The 15627-nt window shown below is 35.2% G+C and carries 15 protein-coding genes; 1 reads left to right on the top strand and 14 read right to left on the bottom strand.

Annotated features, from left to right (window positions below):
• Nucleotides 1-26: 26 nt before the first annotated feature.
• The 11 genes from dinG to V1503_RS21360 all read right to left on the bottom strand — a co-directional run bounded on the left by dinG (nt 27) and on the right by V1503_RS21360 (nt 11474).
• Nucleotides 27-2825: an ATP-dependent DNA helicase DinG gene (gene dinG, locus V1503_RS21410; RefSeq protein ID WP_410629093.1), complete on the bottom strand. Its 2799-nt coding sequence runs from the start codon at nt 2823-2825 to the stop codon at nt 27-29.
• Between the two features lie 91 nt (nt 2826-2916).
• A complete protein-coding gene (gene panD / locus V1503_RS21405; protein ID WP_214481263.1) occupies nt 2917-3300 on the bottom strand; it encodes an aspartate 1-decarboxylase in 384 nt (127 codons plus the stop codon).
• A 2-nt stretch (nt 3301-3302) separates the two neighbouring features.
• Nucleotides 3303-4160: a pantoate--beta-alanine ligase gene (panC, locus tag V1503_RS21400; RefSeq protein WP_410629092.1), complete on the bottom strand. Its 858-nt coding sequence runs from the start codon at nt 4158-4160 to the stop codon at nt 3303-3305.
• Complete coding sequence (gene panB / locus V1503_RS21395; protein WP_320258630.1) at nt 4157-4996, bottom strand: 3-methyl-2-oxobutanoate hydroxymethyltransferase; 840 nt, start codon at nt 4994-4996, stop codon at nt 4157-4159. The genes panC and panB overlap by 4 nt, the downstream gene beginning before the upstream one ends.
• A gap of 404 nt (nt 4997-5400) precedes the next feature.
• Nucleotides 5401-6393 carry a biotin--[acetyl-CoA-carboxylase] ligase gene (locus V1503_RS21390; RefSeq protein WP_410629091.1) on the bottom strand — a complete coding sequence of 331 codons (993 nt, stop codon included), beginning with the start codon at nt 6391-6393 and terminating at the stop codon, nt 5401-5403.
• Complete coding sequence (locus V1503_RS21385) at nt 6351-7565, bottom strand: CCA tRNA nucleotidyltransferase (RefSeq protein ID WP_410629090.1); 1215 nt, start codon at nt 7563-7565, stop codon at nt 6351-6353. Before V1503_RS21385 ends, V1503_RS21390 begins: the two co-directional genes overlap by 43 nt.
• A 486-nt stretch (nt 7566-8051) precedes the next feature.
• The gene (gene bshA / locus V1503_RS21380) at nt 8052-9203 is read right to left on the bottom strand and encodes an N-acetyl-alpha-D-glucosaminyl L-malate synthase BshA (RefSeq protein ID WP_320258632.1); all 1152 of its coding nucleotides are present in this window, start codon (nt 9201-9203) and stop codon (nt 8052-8054) included.
• Nucleotides 9200-9907, bottom strand: a complete 708-nt coding sequence (gene bshB1, locus V1503_RS21375) for a bacillithiol biosynthesis deacetylase BshB1 (RefSeq protein ID WP_410629089.1) — start codon at nt 9905-9907, stop codon at nt 9200-9202. The genes bshA and bshB1 overlap by 4 nt, the downstream gene beginning before the upstream one ends.
• Complete coding sequence (gene mgsA / locus V1503_RS21370) at nt 9904-10320, bottom strand: methylglyoxal synthase (protein WP_214481270.1); 417 nt, start codon at nt 10318-10320, stop codon at nt 9904-9906. Before mgsA ends, bshB1 begins: the two co-directional genes overlap by 4 nt.
• A 12-nt stretch (nt 10321-10332) precedes the next feature.
• A complete protein-coding gene (gene dapB, locus V1503_RS21365; protein WP_320258634.1) occupies nt 10333-11136 on the bottom strand; it encodes a 4-hydroxy-tetrahydrodipicolinate reductase in 804 nt (267 codons plus the stop codon).
• 5 nt (nt 11137-11141) lie between these two features.
• A complete protein-coding gene (locus V1503_RS21360; protein ID WP_214481271.1) occupies nt 11142-11474 on the bottom strand; it encodes a nucleotide pyrophosphohydrolase in 333 nt (110 codons plus the stop codon).
• A 505-nt stretch (nt 11475-11979) separates the two neighbouring features.
• Between V1503_RS21360 and V1503_RS21355 the strand changes: the two genes are divergently transcribed.
• Nucleotides 11980-12852 (top strand): YitT family protein, encoded by an 873-nt coding sequence (locus tag V1503_RS21355; protein WP_214481272.1) that lies wholly within the window; start codon nt 11980-11982, stop codon nt 12850-12852.
• Between the two features lie 147 nt (nt 12853-12999).
• On the opposite strand, the gene V1503_RS21350 is transcribed toward V1503_RS21355, so the two are convergent.
• The 3 genes from V1503_RS21350 to lhaT all read right to left on the bottom strand — a co-directional run bounded on the left by V1503_RS21350 (nt 13000) and on the right by lhaT (nt 15614).
• Nucleotides 13000-13677 carry a zinc metallopeptidase gene (locus V1503_RS21350; RefSeq protein WP_214481273.1) on the bottom strand — a complete coding sequence of 226 codons (678 nt, stop codon included), beginning with the start codon at nt 13675-13677 and terminating at the stop codon, nt 13000-13002.
• Nucleotides 13678-13744: 67 nt separating this feature from the next.
• Nucleotides 13745-14536, bottom strand: coding sequence for a sporulation protein YpjB (gene ypjB, locus V1503_RS21345; RefSeq protein ID WP_214481274.1), 792 nt, complete (start codon nt 14534-14536; stop codon nt 13745-13747).
• A 484-nt stretch (nt 14537-15020) separates the two neighbouring features.
• Complete coding sequence (gene lhaT, locus V1503_RS21340) at nt 15021-15614, bottom strand: lipoprotein heptaprenylglyceryl N-acetyltransferase LhaT (protein WP_410629088.1); 594 nt, start codon at nt 15612-15614, stop codon at nt 15021-15023.
• Between the last annotated feature and the right edge of the window lie 13 nt (nt 15615-15627).

Below are 15627 nucleotides of genomic sequence, written 5' to 3'. Positions count from 1 at the left end.
ATCCCTCCACAACTACTACAGCTATCCTAATGCCACTCTTCAATTATAGAAAGTAACCGATCAATTGAACCTTCAATAACTGGGATTGTTGGTACAGCTGCTAAGAACTGTTTACCATAGGATGTTGTTGTAAGACGGCGATCAAACACAAATATAATCCCTTTATCGCTTTTATGTCTTATTAATCTTCCAACCCCTTGTTTGAAGCGGAAAATAGCATCTGGTAATGCTAATTCTGTAAACGGATTACCACCATTAAAACGTATTTTTTCATTTTTTGCTGCTGAAATGGGATCATCAGGTGATGAAAAAGGTAGTCTAATGATACCAACGCTAGCTAACTCTTCTCCTACTAGATCAACCCCTTCCCAAAAACTTGAAGTTCCAAGTAAAATTGATTTAGATATTTCTTGAAACGTTTTGGAAAGCTTTGAACGGCTAGAACTGCTAGAACCTTGTGCTAAAATGACAAAGTCATCTAATTCAGTTTTCACCTTTAGTTGGCTATACATTTCTCTAACCATGTCATAAGAAGTAAATAACAGTAACATTCTACCTTGTAATTTGCTCGCAATTGCTACAATATGATTTGCTATGTTAGCTATATAATCTTCTGTAGAAGTCTCTTTTATAAGCGGAACATCATTTGGTATGCATAGTAGAGCCTGCTTCTCATATACAAAAGGCGATGGCACAAATTCAGTTAACGGGTAAAAGTCTTCAAGGCCCAGCTGGTTTATAATATGCTTAAATGACTCATGGGCATTTAAAGTAGCTGATGTTAAAATTACACTGTACTTGTTAGAAAAAAACTCATCGGCTAATAGATCTGAAACATCAATTGGCTGTGTATATAGCTTTACCGCGTTTTGAGCCCCTTTCGTATCTGTTTCCATCCATGAAACTGACTCTTGATTATCAACTAATAATATTGATTCTAATACTTGTTGAGTATGATTAAACTTTTCTATAAAAGAAAAGAATAAATCGATTTCACGTTTATCATGGACGGATAATTTGTGTTCTATGGATTTAATGGCTGTAAATTGAGTTTGCATTGTACTCACAAGCTCAATCATTTGCATCCTTACTCTACTGACCAACTCAAGTGATGCATTCCACTCTCTACCATGTTCTTCACTAACATTAAATCTATATTGAGTTCGGTACGCTTGACCATCGTTGTTATTTTTAAGTATGATTGCTCGTAGCATTCTAAATAAATCATCAACTTCAGCCTTTAGGTTTTTAATTAGATGGTCGATAATCCGAAAAGAATCTACGTTTAAATGTTTGTCGCTAAATAAGTGAAAAGCATTGGAAAGTAGACTAGGTTGGTCAAGTGAGCCAAGCTTTGCAAATAAAAAGACGAAGTAATTATAATTAATATAATCTCCAAAACATTCGCTAGCAATCCGCTCTAATTGATGAGCTTCATCAATAATTGCCACATCATATTTTGGTAATAAAGAACTTTGTTCAGCTTGTAAATCAGTCAACAATAGTGAGTGATTTGTAATGATTACATCTGCCTGGTGAGCTTCATTTCGTGCTTTATGATAAAATTCATAAGGCTTCCAAGGATTGTCATTGTTCAACAATGTATGCGAGTTTTCATTTATTTCGTCCCAAAATAACAAACCACCAGAGGTAAGATTCAGTTCATCTACATCACCTGTTGTTGTTTCTAACAACCAAACAAGTATTTGACATTTTGTCAAAATCACATCATAATTACTATCCAAATATGCTAAACTGCGTTCAAATTTCCACAAATTCATATAATGGCGCTTACCTTTTAAGACAGCTACTTTCAGTGGCACATCTAACAAATTCCTCAATATCTTAATTTCATTGTCAACTAGCTGCTCTTGAAGTTGGACGGTATAAGTACTTATAATTACTGGCTTATTTTTAGTTATGGCAAAAAGAGCTGCTGGTAGTAAATATGCAAGTGTTTTACCAGAGCCAGTTCCAGCTTCAATGATGGCATGTTGATTCGTTTGCAATGCTTTATCAACAACATCCATCATATGTAGTTGACCTTCACGAAGCTCGAAATTTATAATATGCTTCTCCATTAATGATGGAAGATCATTTTTTAATTGTCGAAATGCTTGTTGTTGTATGTTGCCACTCCGATTTAAATAACTGTGTGTTCTTATCGCAAGCCCCCGGACGATGGTCAAACCCGTGTGTACTTCTTCTCCTAGCGAATGCTTATGTTCTATCACATGTGCAATAATTCCAATAACATCACTTTTCAAATAAACAGCATGCTTTTTTAACGCTTCTAATGTGACTAATGGAAGGGAATTTAATTTATTAATTAGTTCCAAAAACAGTATAGCTGTCACTTCAGCGTCGCTGTCAGCACGATGAGGCTGCAGATGCTCAACTACAAAATCAGCTGATAGATCTGACAATTTGTAACTATCTTTAGTTGGATACAATATCCTAGCTAACTCAACGGTATCCAAGGATGGTATAGTTAATTCACTAAAGCCATGTGACTTTATTTCTTCTTGCAAAAAGTTTAAATCAAATGGGACGTTGTGAGCTACAAAATAAGAATTCTCAAGCATATTAATAATTATAGGTGCTATCTCGGTGAACATTGGAGCATCTGTTACCATTGAATTAGTAATACCAGTAAGTTCACTTATAAAAGCAGGAATTTCACGATTTGGATTTACAAAACTGGAAAAGCGGTCAATGATCTTTCCATCTTCAATGACCACAGCCGCAATTTGAATAATTTTGTCATTACTTTTAACTGCATTTCCTGTTGTTTCTAGATCTATAACTACGAAACGGGAGAACATCTATAACACCTCAATATTGTTCAAGGGTGATCCCTCTTTGAACAAAAACTTACTTATACATGAAAACCCTCATCAATAGAGGGTTTTATACTTACATAACCGTTCTCGCTGGCTCTTTGCCAATAAGTTCAGTTATCTGATTATTTTCATCCATAATTGCAATTTTTGGTTGATGTTCTGATAAATCAGCCTCACTAATCAATTTATACGAAATAATAATAACGATATCATCTTGCTGTACAAGCCTAGCCGCAGCGCCATTTAAACATATAACTCCACTACCTCTTTCACCTGGAATAATATATGTTTCTATTCTAGCTCCATTATTATTATTAACAATTTGAACTTTTTCATTTGCAATCATACCAACTGCGTCAAGAATGTCCTGATCAATTGTTATACTTCCAACATAATTTAAATTTGCCTCTGTTACTCGGGCGCGATGTATTTTTGCATTCATCATTGTACGGTACATTGTTATTCCTCCTTACAAACTTCCATAGTAATATTATCAATCAACCTTACCTCTGTAAACTTAACTGCGATTGCTATAATGATGTTGCCACTAATTTTAGATAAGGCAGTTAATTTAGGATAGGAATACAATTCTACATAATCAATATTTCCATCAGTATGTGTGTCAATATAATCAGTAATTAAGGCAATAATTGTATGTGGATCTTTTTCACCTAGCTTAATTCGTTCTTTAGCTAATTGTAAGCTTTTATATAAATATGGTGCTTGTTGTTTCTCTAATTTAGTTAGCCTGACATTTCGAGAACTTTTTGCTAAGCCGTTTGCTTCTCGAACAGTTTTAATGGGAACTAAATTAATTGGAAAATTAAAATCTTTAATTAAACCATCAACAACAGCAACCTGTTGTGCATCTTTCATACCGAAGTATACATTATCAGGGTTCACAATATTAAATAATTTGGTTAAGACAGTTGCTACTCCATCAAAATGTCCAGGTCTTGATTTTCCACAAAGAACATTGACACGCTCATTCACAACGACAGTAGTTGACATTGCTGAGTTATACATTTCATTAACATCAGGATAAAACAAGATGTCAACTTGCGCATCACTTGCCATTTTTTCATCTCTAACTATATCGCGTGGATATGAATCAAAATCTTCATTTGGACCAAATTGCAAAGGGTTTACAAAGATGCTAGCCACAACTATATCATTTTGGGGACGAGCACTGTTCATTAAAGAGATATGTCCTTCGTGTAGAAATCCCATCGTTGGCACAAAACCTATACTCATGCCTTTTTGCCGATACTCTTTAATCATTTTTTGCATATCTAATATTTTTCTAATGATGATCATGCTTTAGCTCCCCCGTAAAGTGCTTCCAGTTCTTCTTCTTTCATATGGAAAGAATGCCCTTTTTCTGGGAATTTACGATCTTTCACTTCTGCAACAAAACCTTCTAAACCTGTTTTTATATCATTATTAATCTTAGTATATTGCTTTACAAACTTTGGTACTCTTTCAACCCCATAACCGATCACATCATGATAAACAAGTACCTGTCCGTCTGTCGTTTTTCCTGCACCAATACCAATTGTCGGTATGTCTATTACCTTCGTTACTTGCTCTGCCAATTGAGTAGGAATACATTCAAGCACTAATGCGATTGCCCCAGCTTGTTCACAGCTTTTAGCATCTTCAAGTAGTTGTTTAGCTGCCTGATGATCCTTCCCTTGTACTTTATATCCGCCTAAAATACCTACAGATTGAGGGGTCAATCCCAAATGAGCTACGACAGGAATATTACTTGATGTTAAAATTTTTATCATATCAAGTACATCACCTGCTCCCTCAACCTTAACAGCATGAGCTCCAGCTTCCTGAATAATTCGTTGGGCATTTCTTAGCGTTTCCTCTTTGGAGATTTGATATGACATGAATGGCATATCCGTAACGATAAAAGTATCTTGTGCACCACGCTTAACTGCTTTCGTATGATGGACCATATCATCAACTGTCACAGGGATCGTTGATTCATAACCTAAAACGACCATACCTAAAGAATCTCCCACTAAAATCATGTCAACGTTTGCTTCCTCAGCGTGCTTTGCAGATGGATAATCATATGCAGTTAGCATAACAATCGGATCGTTCTCTTGCTTCATTTGTAAAAAATTTGGTACTTGTTTCACGTTTTTCCCTCCTTTTTTAGAGGGCATGAGTAACCGGTTAGTTCGTATTTAAAAATCCCTCAGTCTCAAAAAACATGAGAAAGAAGGATATAATTCACATCATCGGTTTGCTTCATCCCTCTGTCCCAGTCCATATGTTGGATCAAGGCAGACTAGCTATATACATATTTAAACTAATTGAATAAGGTATAGTTCTCATCAGGATACTACCCTCATGCAAAATTATACAAAATTGTTGTCCTTTTTTCCAGCAAAACTTTACAATATGTACTTAGTGTAAAGAAAGGTTTCTTTACTATTAATCGTTGTCATTACTACAAGGAACTTAACACCTTTGTCCATAGATCTATAAAATGATGATCAGGTGAATAAAAAACAAGTAAACGAAAGAATTCATTTATTTATTACATAATAGATATATCAGCTGAATGAATATAATGTATGTTATCCATTTCATCCTTCATCATAAGTACACCTTCATCTGTAATACCCAAAGCTTCACCTTTCTTCGTTTCATTTAACGTTGTTACTACAATATTTTTACCAATACTTACTGCATAACTTTCCCATAACAGCTTAACGAATAAAAAACCGTGTTTTAAGTATTCAAAATACAACTTTTCAAATTTTAATAGGATGTGTTGAATCAATTCAGCACGATTAAGTTTATTCCCTGTTTCTATCGCTAATGATGTGGCAGTTTTGTCAATCCCTTCTGGAAAATCACTTGTTTGTTGATTGACATTAATTCCAACACCAATGATAACAGAATGAATACACTCTGGCTCAGCTTGAAGTTCTGTTAATACACCCACAACCTTTTTACCATTCACTAAAATGTCATTAGGCCACTTAATTTTAGGCGGCAAATGAGTAAGTTCTTCAATACCTTGTGCAACAGCTACAGCTGTGAGTAATGTAAGCTGAGGCGCTTGTTGAGGAGGAATATTAGGTCTGACTATTAAACTCATCCAAATCCCTGTCCCCTCTGGAGAGAACCAAGATCTATTCAGTCTCCCTCGACCTTCTGTTTGCTCTTCAGCTAGAACGATCGTCCCTTCCTTTACACCTTCATGTGCAAGTGTGTGAGCAACCCTTTGTGTTGACGTAACTTTCTCATGAAAATGCACGTTCCTACCCATCACTTTTGTTTGTAAACCAAGCTGTATTTCGTTACTTGAGATCTTATTAGGTTTTTTGGTAATTCTGTAGCCTTTTCGACGGACTGCCTCTAGCTCATACCCTTCGTTACGTAAATCTTCAATATGTTTCCAAACGGCCGTTCGACTGCAACCAAGTAGTTCACTTATTTTTTGCCCTGATATAAATTCATCTCCAGCACCTGTGAAAGCTTCTAACAATTGTTTTCTAGTTTCAGATTGCAATGTAACAGCCACTCCTTTATGTTCTCTACTTCATTTTCAACATCTCCATTGACAATTGCCATCTCAATGTTGTTAATATATTCTTTTAACCATGGACCAGGTTTTTTATTAAACCAAGCTTGTAGGTCATTTCCATTAACAACTAACTCCTTGCGAGAAATGATTGGTAAACTAGCGTACATTTTTTTTATATTATGTAGCCTTTCTGTACCATCATTTTGATGAACAACAGCTCTTATACGTTCAATTTGTTCTGCATGTTCTAGGCCACATTGATAGAGTGTAGTCTTTGTCCATTCTGATGCTAATAACATGTTAAAATACCGTATGTTTATTTCTACGCTTCTAATTAACTTTACAGGTAATTTCCATGACCGCAAAAACTTTCCTGGTGTCTCCATTTTTAATAACATTGTGAATAAAGTCCAAAACTCTTCGTTTTTTTGAAGTGAGTGCCATTTATAGTTTGCCAGCTGTTCAAATTCGATTTGTTTATTCGCACAATGAGGCAAATATTTATAAATTTTAAGTTCAGCCAGTAATTGAAAAGCTATGTGACTATTATTTCCTCTCATAATTTTTTCAAACTCAGCTGTAATTCTTTCAACAGAAATATGTTTTAATATATTGTTACACCGGCTTATCCCAGCTTTCGTATCATCACTTAAGACAAAGGACAGTTGACTAACAAAGCGTATAGCTCTTAACATCCGTAAGCCATCTTCATAAAATCGTTCTGTTGCGTCACCTACACAACGAATCATCTGTTTTTGTATATCAGCTTGACCATCAAAAGGATCAATTAAGGCTCCAGAGCCTGTCATTGCAATTGCATTAATTGTAAAATCACGCCTCTGTAAATCTTCCGAAAGAGAGCTAATAAATGTAACGTCCTTAGGACGTCGATGCTCCTCATAATCCCCTTCATTTCGAAATGTAGTTACTTCAAATGATTCACCTTTGTGAAGAACTACGACTGTACCGTGACGGATACCCACTTCAATTGTCTTCGGGAACAGCTTTATAACTTGTTGTGGTAACGCTGAAGTTGCAATATCAACGTCACCTATTTCACGATGCAGTAGCATATCTCTAACTGCTCCCCCAACAAAATATGCTTCGAATCCTGCCTGCTGTATTGTTTGGATAATAAATGTGGGTAGCTCAAACGGATCATGTAACATAAGATATCTCCTTTTATTAAACCTTCATGATTCTATATGTTAAAAACATCAAACTCCTCAATTAGCTTGAACTAAATGAGTGAGAGCACAACTTAATGTTTAGGATAAATTTAAACTTAAAGACAAGATGTTTTGCATCGTTTTATAAATGGACAGTCATTGCATTCATTGCTGCTTATATAATTATCAAATAAAAACGTATGAACCATAAAGTCAATATCGTAAATGTTACTGTCCTAAATTAGTATCAACCTCAAACAAAGTTTATTAAAAGAGCCGTTGTAAAAGGCTGTTTTCGCATTCATTGTTGTTTTTCTTACTAAGAACGAAACACGTACACAACTAGAGTACGTGGCATCTTTCGCTTCTGTTCAACAATGACTAACCATGTTAAATGACTTTTTAGTATTAATTGGATAACAATATTAACAAAGTTTACGAAAAGAGCCTTTGTAAAAAAATCATAGCAGTTTTATGAAAAGAATCTTATTTAACAATGTCGACCCTACGGTTTAGTAAAGTAAAATATAAGCGTTCATATTGTTCAACTATTTTTGTGGAATGAAACTTTTCTTTTACAGTTGTAACAGCTGCTTCAGACATTTGTTTGTGTAATTGATCATCTGTCAGAATTTGCACTGCTTTCTTCGCAACATCTTCAATATCTCCAACCTGACTAATGTAGCCATTTTCTCCAGGAGTGATTACTTCTGGAATTCCACCAATATTTGTACCAATACCTGGCACACCACAAGCGAATGCCTCAAGTAATACAAGGCCGAAACTTTCCTTTTCAGACAATAATAGAGTTAAATCACTTATTGAGTATAACTCCTCAACATTTTCTTGTTTACCTAAAAAAAGTACTTTATCAGTTAATTGTAAATCGTTTACCAATTTACAAACAACTGTTACCTCAGGGCCATCCCCGATTAGCAGCAGTTTAGACTTTACTTGTTTTGCAATGATATTGAATGCTTTTACAACATCAGTGACTCTTTTTACCTGACGAAAATTCGATACATGAATAATAACTTTATCTTCTTCGTCTATACCATACTCACCTTTTAGATTTTGAACAGCTTCTTTTTTAGAATAAACACGCTCATCAACAAAATTATAAACAGTAGAAATTTCTTTCTTAACATCAAGTAAGTCATACGTTTGCTCAACAAGAGAATTAGAAACAGCTGTTACAACATCTGAATTTTCGATTCCAAATTTGATCATATCACTCAATGATGGGTCATAGCCAAGAACTGTAATATCAGTACCGTGTAATGTTGTTACAATTTTCAGCTTTTCGTCTCCAACCATTTGCTTAGCTAAATAAGCACAAACAGCATGAGGTATAGCATAATGAACATGTAATAAGTCCAGTTGTTCACGTTTCGCCACTTCTGCCATTTTTGACGCTAATGAAAGGTCATAGGGAGCATATTTAAAAACAGAATATTGGTTGATTTCTACCTCATGATAATAAATATTACAATACAACTTGTTGAGCCTAAATGGCATACTTGATGAAATAAAGTGAATTTCATGGCCTCTTTCTGCTAACATTTTACCTAGCTCAGTTGCAATAACACCCGACCCTCCCACTGAGGGGTAACAAGTGATACCAATTTTCATCTTCATTTACACTCTCCTAACAAATCATGTTTCATAAGCAAAGGCTTTTTACTAATAAACCCTTCTGCATAATCAACGCCAACCTCTTTGCCAAATAATCTTTCTCTACTTTTTACTGACTCTATGTACCCATTAGTTAATGGAGTATCAATTGAATCATTTACCTTCGTAAATTGACTTTTATATGCTCTTAAACTATTTAGCTTTTGTTCTATAGTTTGAGATATATCAATGACAAAAGTAGGCTTATGAAAGCCATTGATCATATAAAAATATATTGATGATACTTTATGTGCTGCTAAGCGTTTGTTATCTTCGTAGTTCTTAATTCCAGCAGAAAATACTGCTTCCTCTACAAGGTGCGCGCAATTCCCATGATCCGGATGCCGATCCTCAAAATAAGGTGCAAAAACAATATTAGGTCGATAGAAGCGAATCTTCTCAACAATTAACTTTATATATTCTTCTTTTTTGAATAAACCACGATCCGGAAGTTGTAAATTTAATCGTTCACTAATAGATAGTATCGCAGATGCCTTCATAGCCTCTTGCTTTCTAATCTCAACTGTTCCGTTTGAAGATAACTCGGCTTCTGTTAAATCACATATGCCAATTTTGAATCCTTTATTAGTATATTTGGCAATCGTGCCACCCATGCCAATTTCTACATCATCAGCATGAGCACCGAATGCAAGCATATCTAGTTTCATGTCTGTTCACCTTGTTGTTCGTGAATAATTGAGCGCCATTGGAATTCTCCTCGTTCTAGGCCTTTGACTAGTATCTCAGCTGTTCCCATATTTGTTGCTAATGGAATCGCGTACACATCACAAAGTCTTATTAAAGCAGATACGTCTGGCTCATGAGGTTGCGGAGTTAAAGGGTCACGAAAAAATAAAACCATATCCATTTTATTGTTTGCTACCATCGCTCCAATTTCTTGGTCACCCCCAAGTGGACCTGATTGAAAGCGGTGGATCTTCAAGTTAGTAGCTTCAGAAATTTTTTGTCCCGTCGTACCAGTCGCATAAAGTTCATGCTGTTCCAAAGTAGATAAATAAGCTGTTGCGAATTGAATTAAATCATTTTTCTTTTTATCATGGGCTACAAGTGCTATTTTCATCTTGCTCCTCCATTATGCAATAATATTTTCTAAGCCATATACTAAATGATCAAGTTTCATAACAGTTTCAATTGAAATTTTCACACCTGTCATGAATGATTCTCTATTATATGAATCATGGCGAATTGTTAAGGTTTGTCCATTTCCACCAAATAATACTTGCTGATGTGCTATCAAACCAGGGAGCCGCACACTATGTATATGCATCCCATCAATATTAGCTCCTCTAGCACCTGTTACTGCCTCATGTTCATCAGGATGCCCTTGTTGTTTTGCCTCTCTCTCCGCTGATATCAATTGTGCCGTTTTTATAGCCGTACCAGAGGGAGCATCTAATTTCCGATCATGGTGTAGCTCAATAATTTCGATGTCCGGAAAATATTTAGCAGCCATTTGTGAAAATTTCATCATGAGTACAGCGCCAACAGCAAAATTTGGAGCTATTATCGTACCAAGCTTTTTGCTTGCAGCTAATTCAGTAACTCTTGCTAAGTCTTCAGCTGAGAAACCAGTTGTTCCAACAACAGGTCTCACACCATATTGCAAAGCTATTTCTGTATGTCTTTTACCAATTTCAGGTGTCGTCAAATCTACTAACACGTCTGCTTGGTGAGCTTGTAAACAATTCTCTAAATCAGTATAAATGGGTGTATCCATATTAGGTAAACCGTCAATATCAGAGATAAGTTGCCCATCATGTTTGCGATCTACCGCTCCTACTAATGAAAATTCCTTTGTATTATGTATTAAATGTAAGGCCTCTTTACCCATTCTTCCTCTAGGGCCTGCAAGAACAATGTTAATTTGTTCACCCATTGATGTCATTCTCCTTTCGCTTTTAAAGTCCAGCGATTTTTATCTCTAGTTTGAAATTTTTCCATTACACGATCGTGCGAAGTTTCCAAATTTATGTCGAGGGAATTTGCTAAACAAATTAATACAAAAAGCATATCACCTAGTTCTTCTTCAATTTCCCGTTCATTCTCACTATCCTTCTTTTGCTTTTCACCGTAATAATGGTTTATTTCTCGTGCTAGTTCTCCGAGCTCTTCTGTCATTCTAGCGAGCATTGCTAATGGGCTAAAATAACCTTCCTTAAATTGATTAATATACTGATCAACATCAAGCTGGATTTCATTTAACGTTTTAGTCATTCATAACCACCTCTTTCTCATCTTACATGTTAGCCAAAAGCTACTCATTTGACAAATGTTTCGTTTTTCAATTGTCCCTTTTATCCATTATTTCATCTATTGTAACTATCGACTAGTTCAAATATAATAAGAAAAGTTGGGGCACTAAAATTTACTTATAATAAGAGTATGTCATGTTCTCATAGGTGAAATGTCGATATCCTTGCTCGGCCGACAAGATACGACCAGTTGATTCCGAAACAAGACATAAATACCCTTATGAAGCGATAAAGCTCCTGCCCTTCGTTTTATGCGCAAGATACATAACATAAGGCTCTTTTCATAACATTTGTTGCTATTGTTTTTCAATCTAGTACAAAAAAATGGGTTATACTGTTAAATCGTTGTACTGAAGAAAAGATAGTTTATTTCTAATTTCGAAAAACAACAATCAATGCGAAAACACCCTAACATAAAAGCTTTATGTGTAATTCTATTTAATCTGACTACTGTTTTGGAGGACATTATGCAATTAGGAATCAAGACTAAAAATATCTTATTTATTTTACTAGGATCAGCAATTTTCGCATTTGGGCTCGTTCATTTTAATATGCAAAATAACCTTGCTGAAGGTGGATTTACTGGTATTACTTTGCTATTATTCTTTACTCTAAAAATAGATCCGGCTTATTCAAATTTGTTGTTAAACATTCCAATGTTTATTCTCGGTTGGAGATTACTTGGTAGACAGGCATTTTTGTATACGGTAATTGGAACAGTGGGATTGTCAGTCTTTTTATGGATTTTTCAGCGCTATACTATTCAAATGCCATTAAATGAGGATTTAACTTTAGCAGCATTATTTGCAGGAGTATTTATCGGTGTTGGTTTAGGCATTATTTTTCGTTTTGGTGGAACGACCGGTGGTGTAGATATACTTGCTAGATTAGCACATAAATACATTGGCTGGAGCATGGGAAAAACAATGTTCTTATTTGATGCAGCAGTCATTACGGTTTCACTTATCGTATATTTAACATATCAGGAAGCAATGTATACACTCGTTGCAGTATTTGTTGGAGCGCGTGTCATTGATTTTATGCAGGAAGGTGCATATGCTGCCAAAGGTGCTACGATTATCTCAGATAAAAATGAAGAAATAGCTGAAAAAATTATGAAAGAAATGGATAGAGGAGCAACTTTTTTGAAAGCACAGGGCTCATTTTCTAAAATTGATAAAAATGTCTTATATTGTGTTGTCGGAAAAAATGAAATCGTCCGTTTAAAAAACGTTATTACATCTATTGATCCTCACGCTTTCGTCGCAGTAAGTGATGTCCATGACGTATTAGGAGAAGGTTTCACACTTGACGAAAATAAAAAACCACTCGAACGGTAACTCATGATGATGTAGAGTAGTTTGTACTACAAAGTTCATTACGTTATGTCTTAGATAATGATACTTGCGGATTTGAAGCAAACAAAAGACCAGGATATGATTTATCCTGGTCTTGGTTTATTGCAATTATTTGTATAGCTTTACTTCTTAATCGTCTTGTGACATACCAATATACATTAGTACAAATCTTACAAGTTCTAGGACTGCAACCGCTGCCGCTGCAACATATGTTAATGCAGCCGCATTAAGCACTTTCTTCGTTTCTCTTTCTTCCTCGTTTCTAATCACACCTAGTGATACCACTTGCTCCATTGCACGGTTAGAGGCGTCAAACTCTACTGGTAATGTAACCACCTGAAACAAAACTGCAAATGCCATAAAGATGATACCTAATAACAGCATATTTGCTGAAGCAAAAATAATACCTGCAAGAATAATTATCCAAGAAAAATTCGAACCGATATTTGCAACGGGAACGAGAGAATGTCTTAACCGTAAAAATGCATAATCCTGTTGATCCTGTATTGCATGTCCAACTTCATGTGCCGCAACAGCTGTACCAGCAAGTGAATGACCATGATAGTTATCTGACGAAAGACGAACTGTTTTTGAACGTGGATCATAATGGTCTGACAGCACTCCACGTGTTTCCTCGATATTGACATCGTGTAAGCCGTTCGCATCCAATATGCTACGAGCTACTTGAGCACCAGACATTGCTGATGATGACGGGACTTTAGAATATTTTTTATACGCTCCCTTCACTTTCATTTGAGCCCAAATAGGAATAATAATTAGTAGTGCAAAATAGGCGATGTACCACATGCTAACTTACTCCACTCCTCTATTTTAATAATATAATGATAATTTTAGCTGAACAACCGATATTATGTCAATCATTTAGCTTTTTACGTGACTGTTGTTTTACTTTATCAGCTCTGTATTTCTTCCATCCAGCATATGATAATGATAATAAAATAACACTTCCAATTGAAATCATAACCCATAATAGTGACGGATCAGTATCATCATCCTTCACTGCATTAAATAGTTCATATAAATCCGATTCCATTTGATCAAGTTGTTGGATTTGTTTTGCTTTTTCCAAACTAATATGCTGATTTGATTCTAGAAAACGAATATGGCTATCCACTCTCGTTACCCACTCAGGATTAACATCAACCTTAATACTAGGTTGGATAACTTCATACTTATTTAAAAATAAATTTAACATATATTGAAATGTTTCAGTATCGTCTTGCTCAATTGCACCTTTCATTTGATGAAAGTATTTCATTGTCGAATGCTCCATTTCAACCCATAACGGTTGATGCTCTGAAATGATAGCGTCAATGACCAATCGGAATTGTACGACTTTTCTAACTCGTTCTTCATGAGAAAGGGCCGTCTTAGTTACAGCTTCAACAGCATTATTATGTGTAATTGTTATTACTCTTAATTCATCCATAGTATATGGCTTATCACTAGTACTAAATTGTAAAAATTCTTTAGTAAAGTGTTCCAACAGACTTTTTGTGTCGTCATATCTCTCACTTTTCACCATTTGTAAAGCTTCATCGGCTATTTCATCAAGTTTTTTCCAATGTTCTATTTCCGCAGCGTATTTATTACTTGGCAATACTAATAGTATTAGTAGTAACAACAACATCATACGTCCATTCATACTTGTCCCTCCTCAAACTTCTATTAATAATTATGAGAAGGTGGACAAGAGTAGAACTAAAAAATACGAAAAAAGCCTAGACAAGCTGTTCACCTCGTTTTAGTATGAAGATCGACAACAGGTCATAAGCTTTTAGCTTTTGCTAAAAGTGAATTAGCTTAAGCATTTTTATAAACAGTCTTTTCGTAAACTTTGTGTTTTTCAGACAGAATGACTACAGTAAAAGGAGTCTTATGTGATTATCATCATATTGTGAAAAGAAGATCCCACGAAACAATATTTGTAACCGTGTTTATTTATTACTAGGAAACACCACCTTCAATGCAAAAACAGCCTTGTAAAAAGACAAAAGTGGAGATTCTGCTCCACCTGATTTACAAAACTGAAATGTATTCCCTAGAAAACGATAAAAATGCTACTTGTTATTATGTTTAATTTTAATCATCGTCGTCTAAGTTTTTCGCGAATAGCAACAAGTATGTTGTTACGTTATACTCAACACAAACCTATCTTTCTTCACACAAAGAACGTACGTAATCCCAATTGATGCTATACTAAGCCAAAAAGTAAAATACCCGATTTGTTGTACATATTCATTTAACACGTGATACCATGGCAACATGCCAAAAACATAATCAATGACATCATTATGTAAAGTCCATACACTAGCTATTGCTAAATGATACCATTTTATGCGGTAAAAAGGCGCAAAAAGTAACCCTTGCAACGCCATGGCACCATGTGAAAAGATTAACATCAAACTAGCAAAATCTAATGAACCTAACTCAAAATATACTAGTATATTCATAACAACAGCCCAAATGCCATACTTAAATAAAGTGACAATTGCTAGCGCTTCAATTAGCCCCCAATTCTTTTTAAGTAAGAAGGCCACGAGAACAAAAACAAAAAATAATGACGCAGTAGGACTATCTGGCACAAAAATAAGGAATTTTGGAGGTGTAGCATATAATTGCCCCCTATACCAATAATAACCATATATTGTACCTAGTGTATTAATGACTAATAAACTAAATAGTACCCACCTTTGCCCTAAAGCTTGGACGATCCATCTCATTTTACTACCCAAC

Origin of the sequence: Nanhaiella sioensis (assembly GCF_046557775.1) — a bacterium.
Lineage (GTDB): Bacteria > Bacillota > Bacilli > Bacillales > SM2101 > Nanhaiella > Nanhaiella sioensis.
This window is presented reverse-complemented; position numbering and strand designations above follow the sequence as displayed.

Excerpts from the sequence above, each read along its gene's own strand:
- dinG (WP_410629093.1), bottom strand. The coding sequence starts at position 2,825 with ATGTTCTCCCGTTTCGTAGTTATAGATCTAGAAACAACAGGAAATGCA.
- panD (WP_214481263.1), bottom strand. The coding sequence starts at position 3,300 with ATGTACCGTACAATGATGAATGCAAAAATACATCGCGCCCGAGTAACA.
- panC (WP_410629092.1), bottom strand. The coding sequence starts at position 4,160 with ATGATCATCATTAGAAAAATATTAGATATGCAAAAAATGATTAAAGAG.
- V1503_RS21385 (WP_410629090.1), bottom strand. The coding sequence starts at position 7,565 with ATGTTACATGATCCGTTTGAGCTACCCACATTTATTATCCAAACAATA.
- bshA (WP_320258632.1), bottom strand. The coding sequence starts at position 9,203 with ATGAAGATGAAAATTGGTATCACTTGTTACCCCTCAGTGGGAGGGTCG.
- bshB1 (WP_410629089.1), bottom strand. The coding sequence starts at position 9,907 with ATGAAACTAGATATGCTTGCATTCGGTGCTCATGCTGATGATGTAGAA.
- mgsA (WP_214481270.1), bottom strand. The coding sequence starts at position 10,320 with ATGAAAATAGCACTTGTAGCCCATGATAAAAAGAAAAATGATTTAATT.
- dapB (WP_320258634.1), bottom strand. The coding sequence starts at position 11,136 with ATGGGTGAACAAATTAACATTGTTCTTGCAGGCCCTAGAGGAAGAATG.
- V1503_RS21360 (WP_214481271.1), bottom strand. The coding sequence starts at position 11,474 with ATGACTAAAACGTTAAATGAAATCCAGCTTGATGTTGATCAGTATATT.
- V1503_RS21355 (WP_214481272.1), top strand. The coding sequence starts at position 11,980 with ATGCAATTAGGAATCAAGACTAAAAATATCTTATTTATTTTACTAGGA.
- V1503_RS21350 (WP_214481273.1), bottom strand. The coding sequence starts at position 13,677 with ATGTGGTACATCGCCTATTTTGCACTACTAATTATTATTCCTATTTGG.
- ypjB (WP_214481274.1), bottom strand. The coding sequence starts at position 14,536 with ATGAATGGACGTATGATGTTGTTGTTACTACTAATACTATTAGTATTG.
- lhaT (WP_410629088.1), bottom strand. The coding sequence starts at position 15,614 with ATGAGATGGATCGTCCAAGCTTTAGGGCAAAGGTGGGTACTATTTAGT.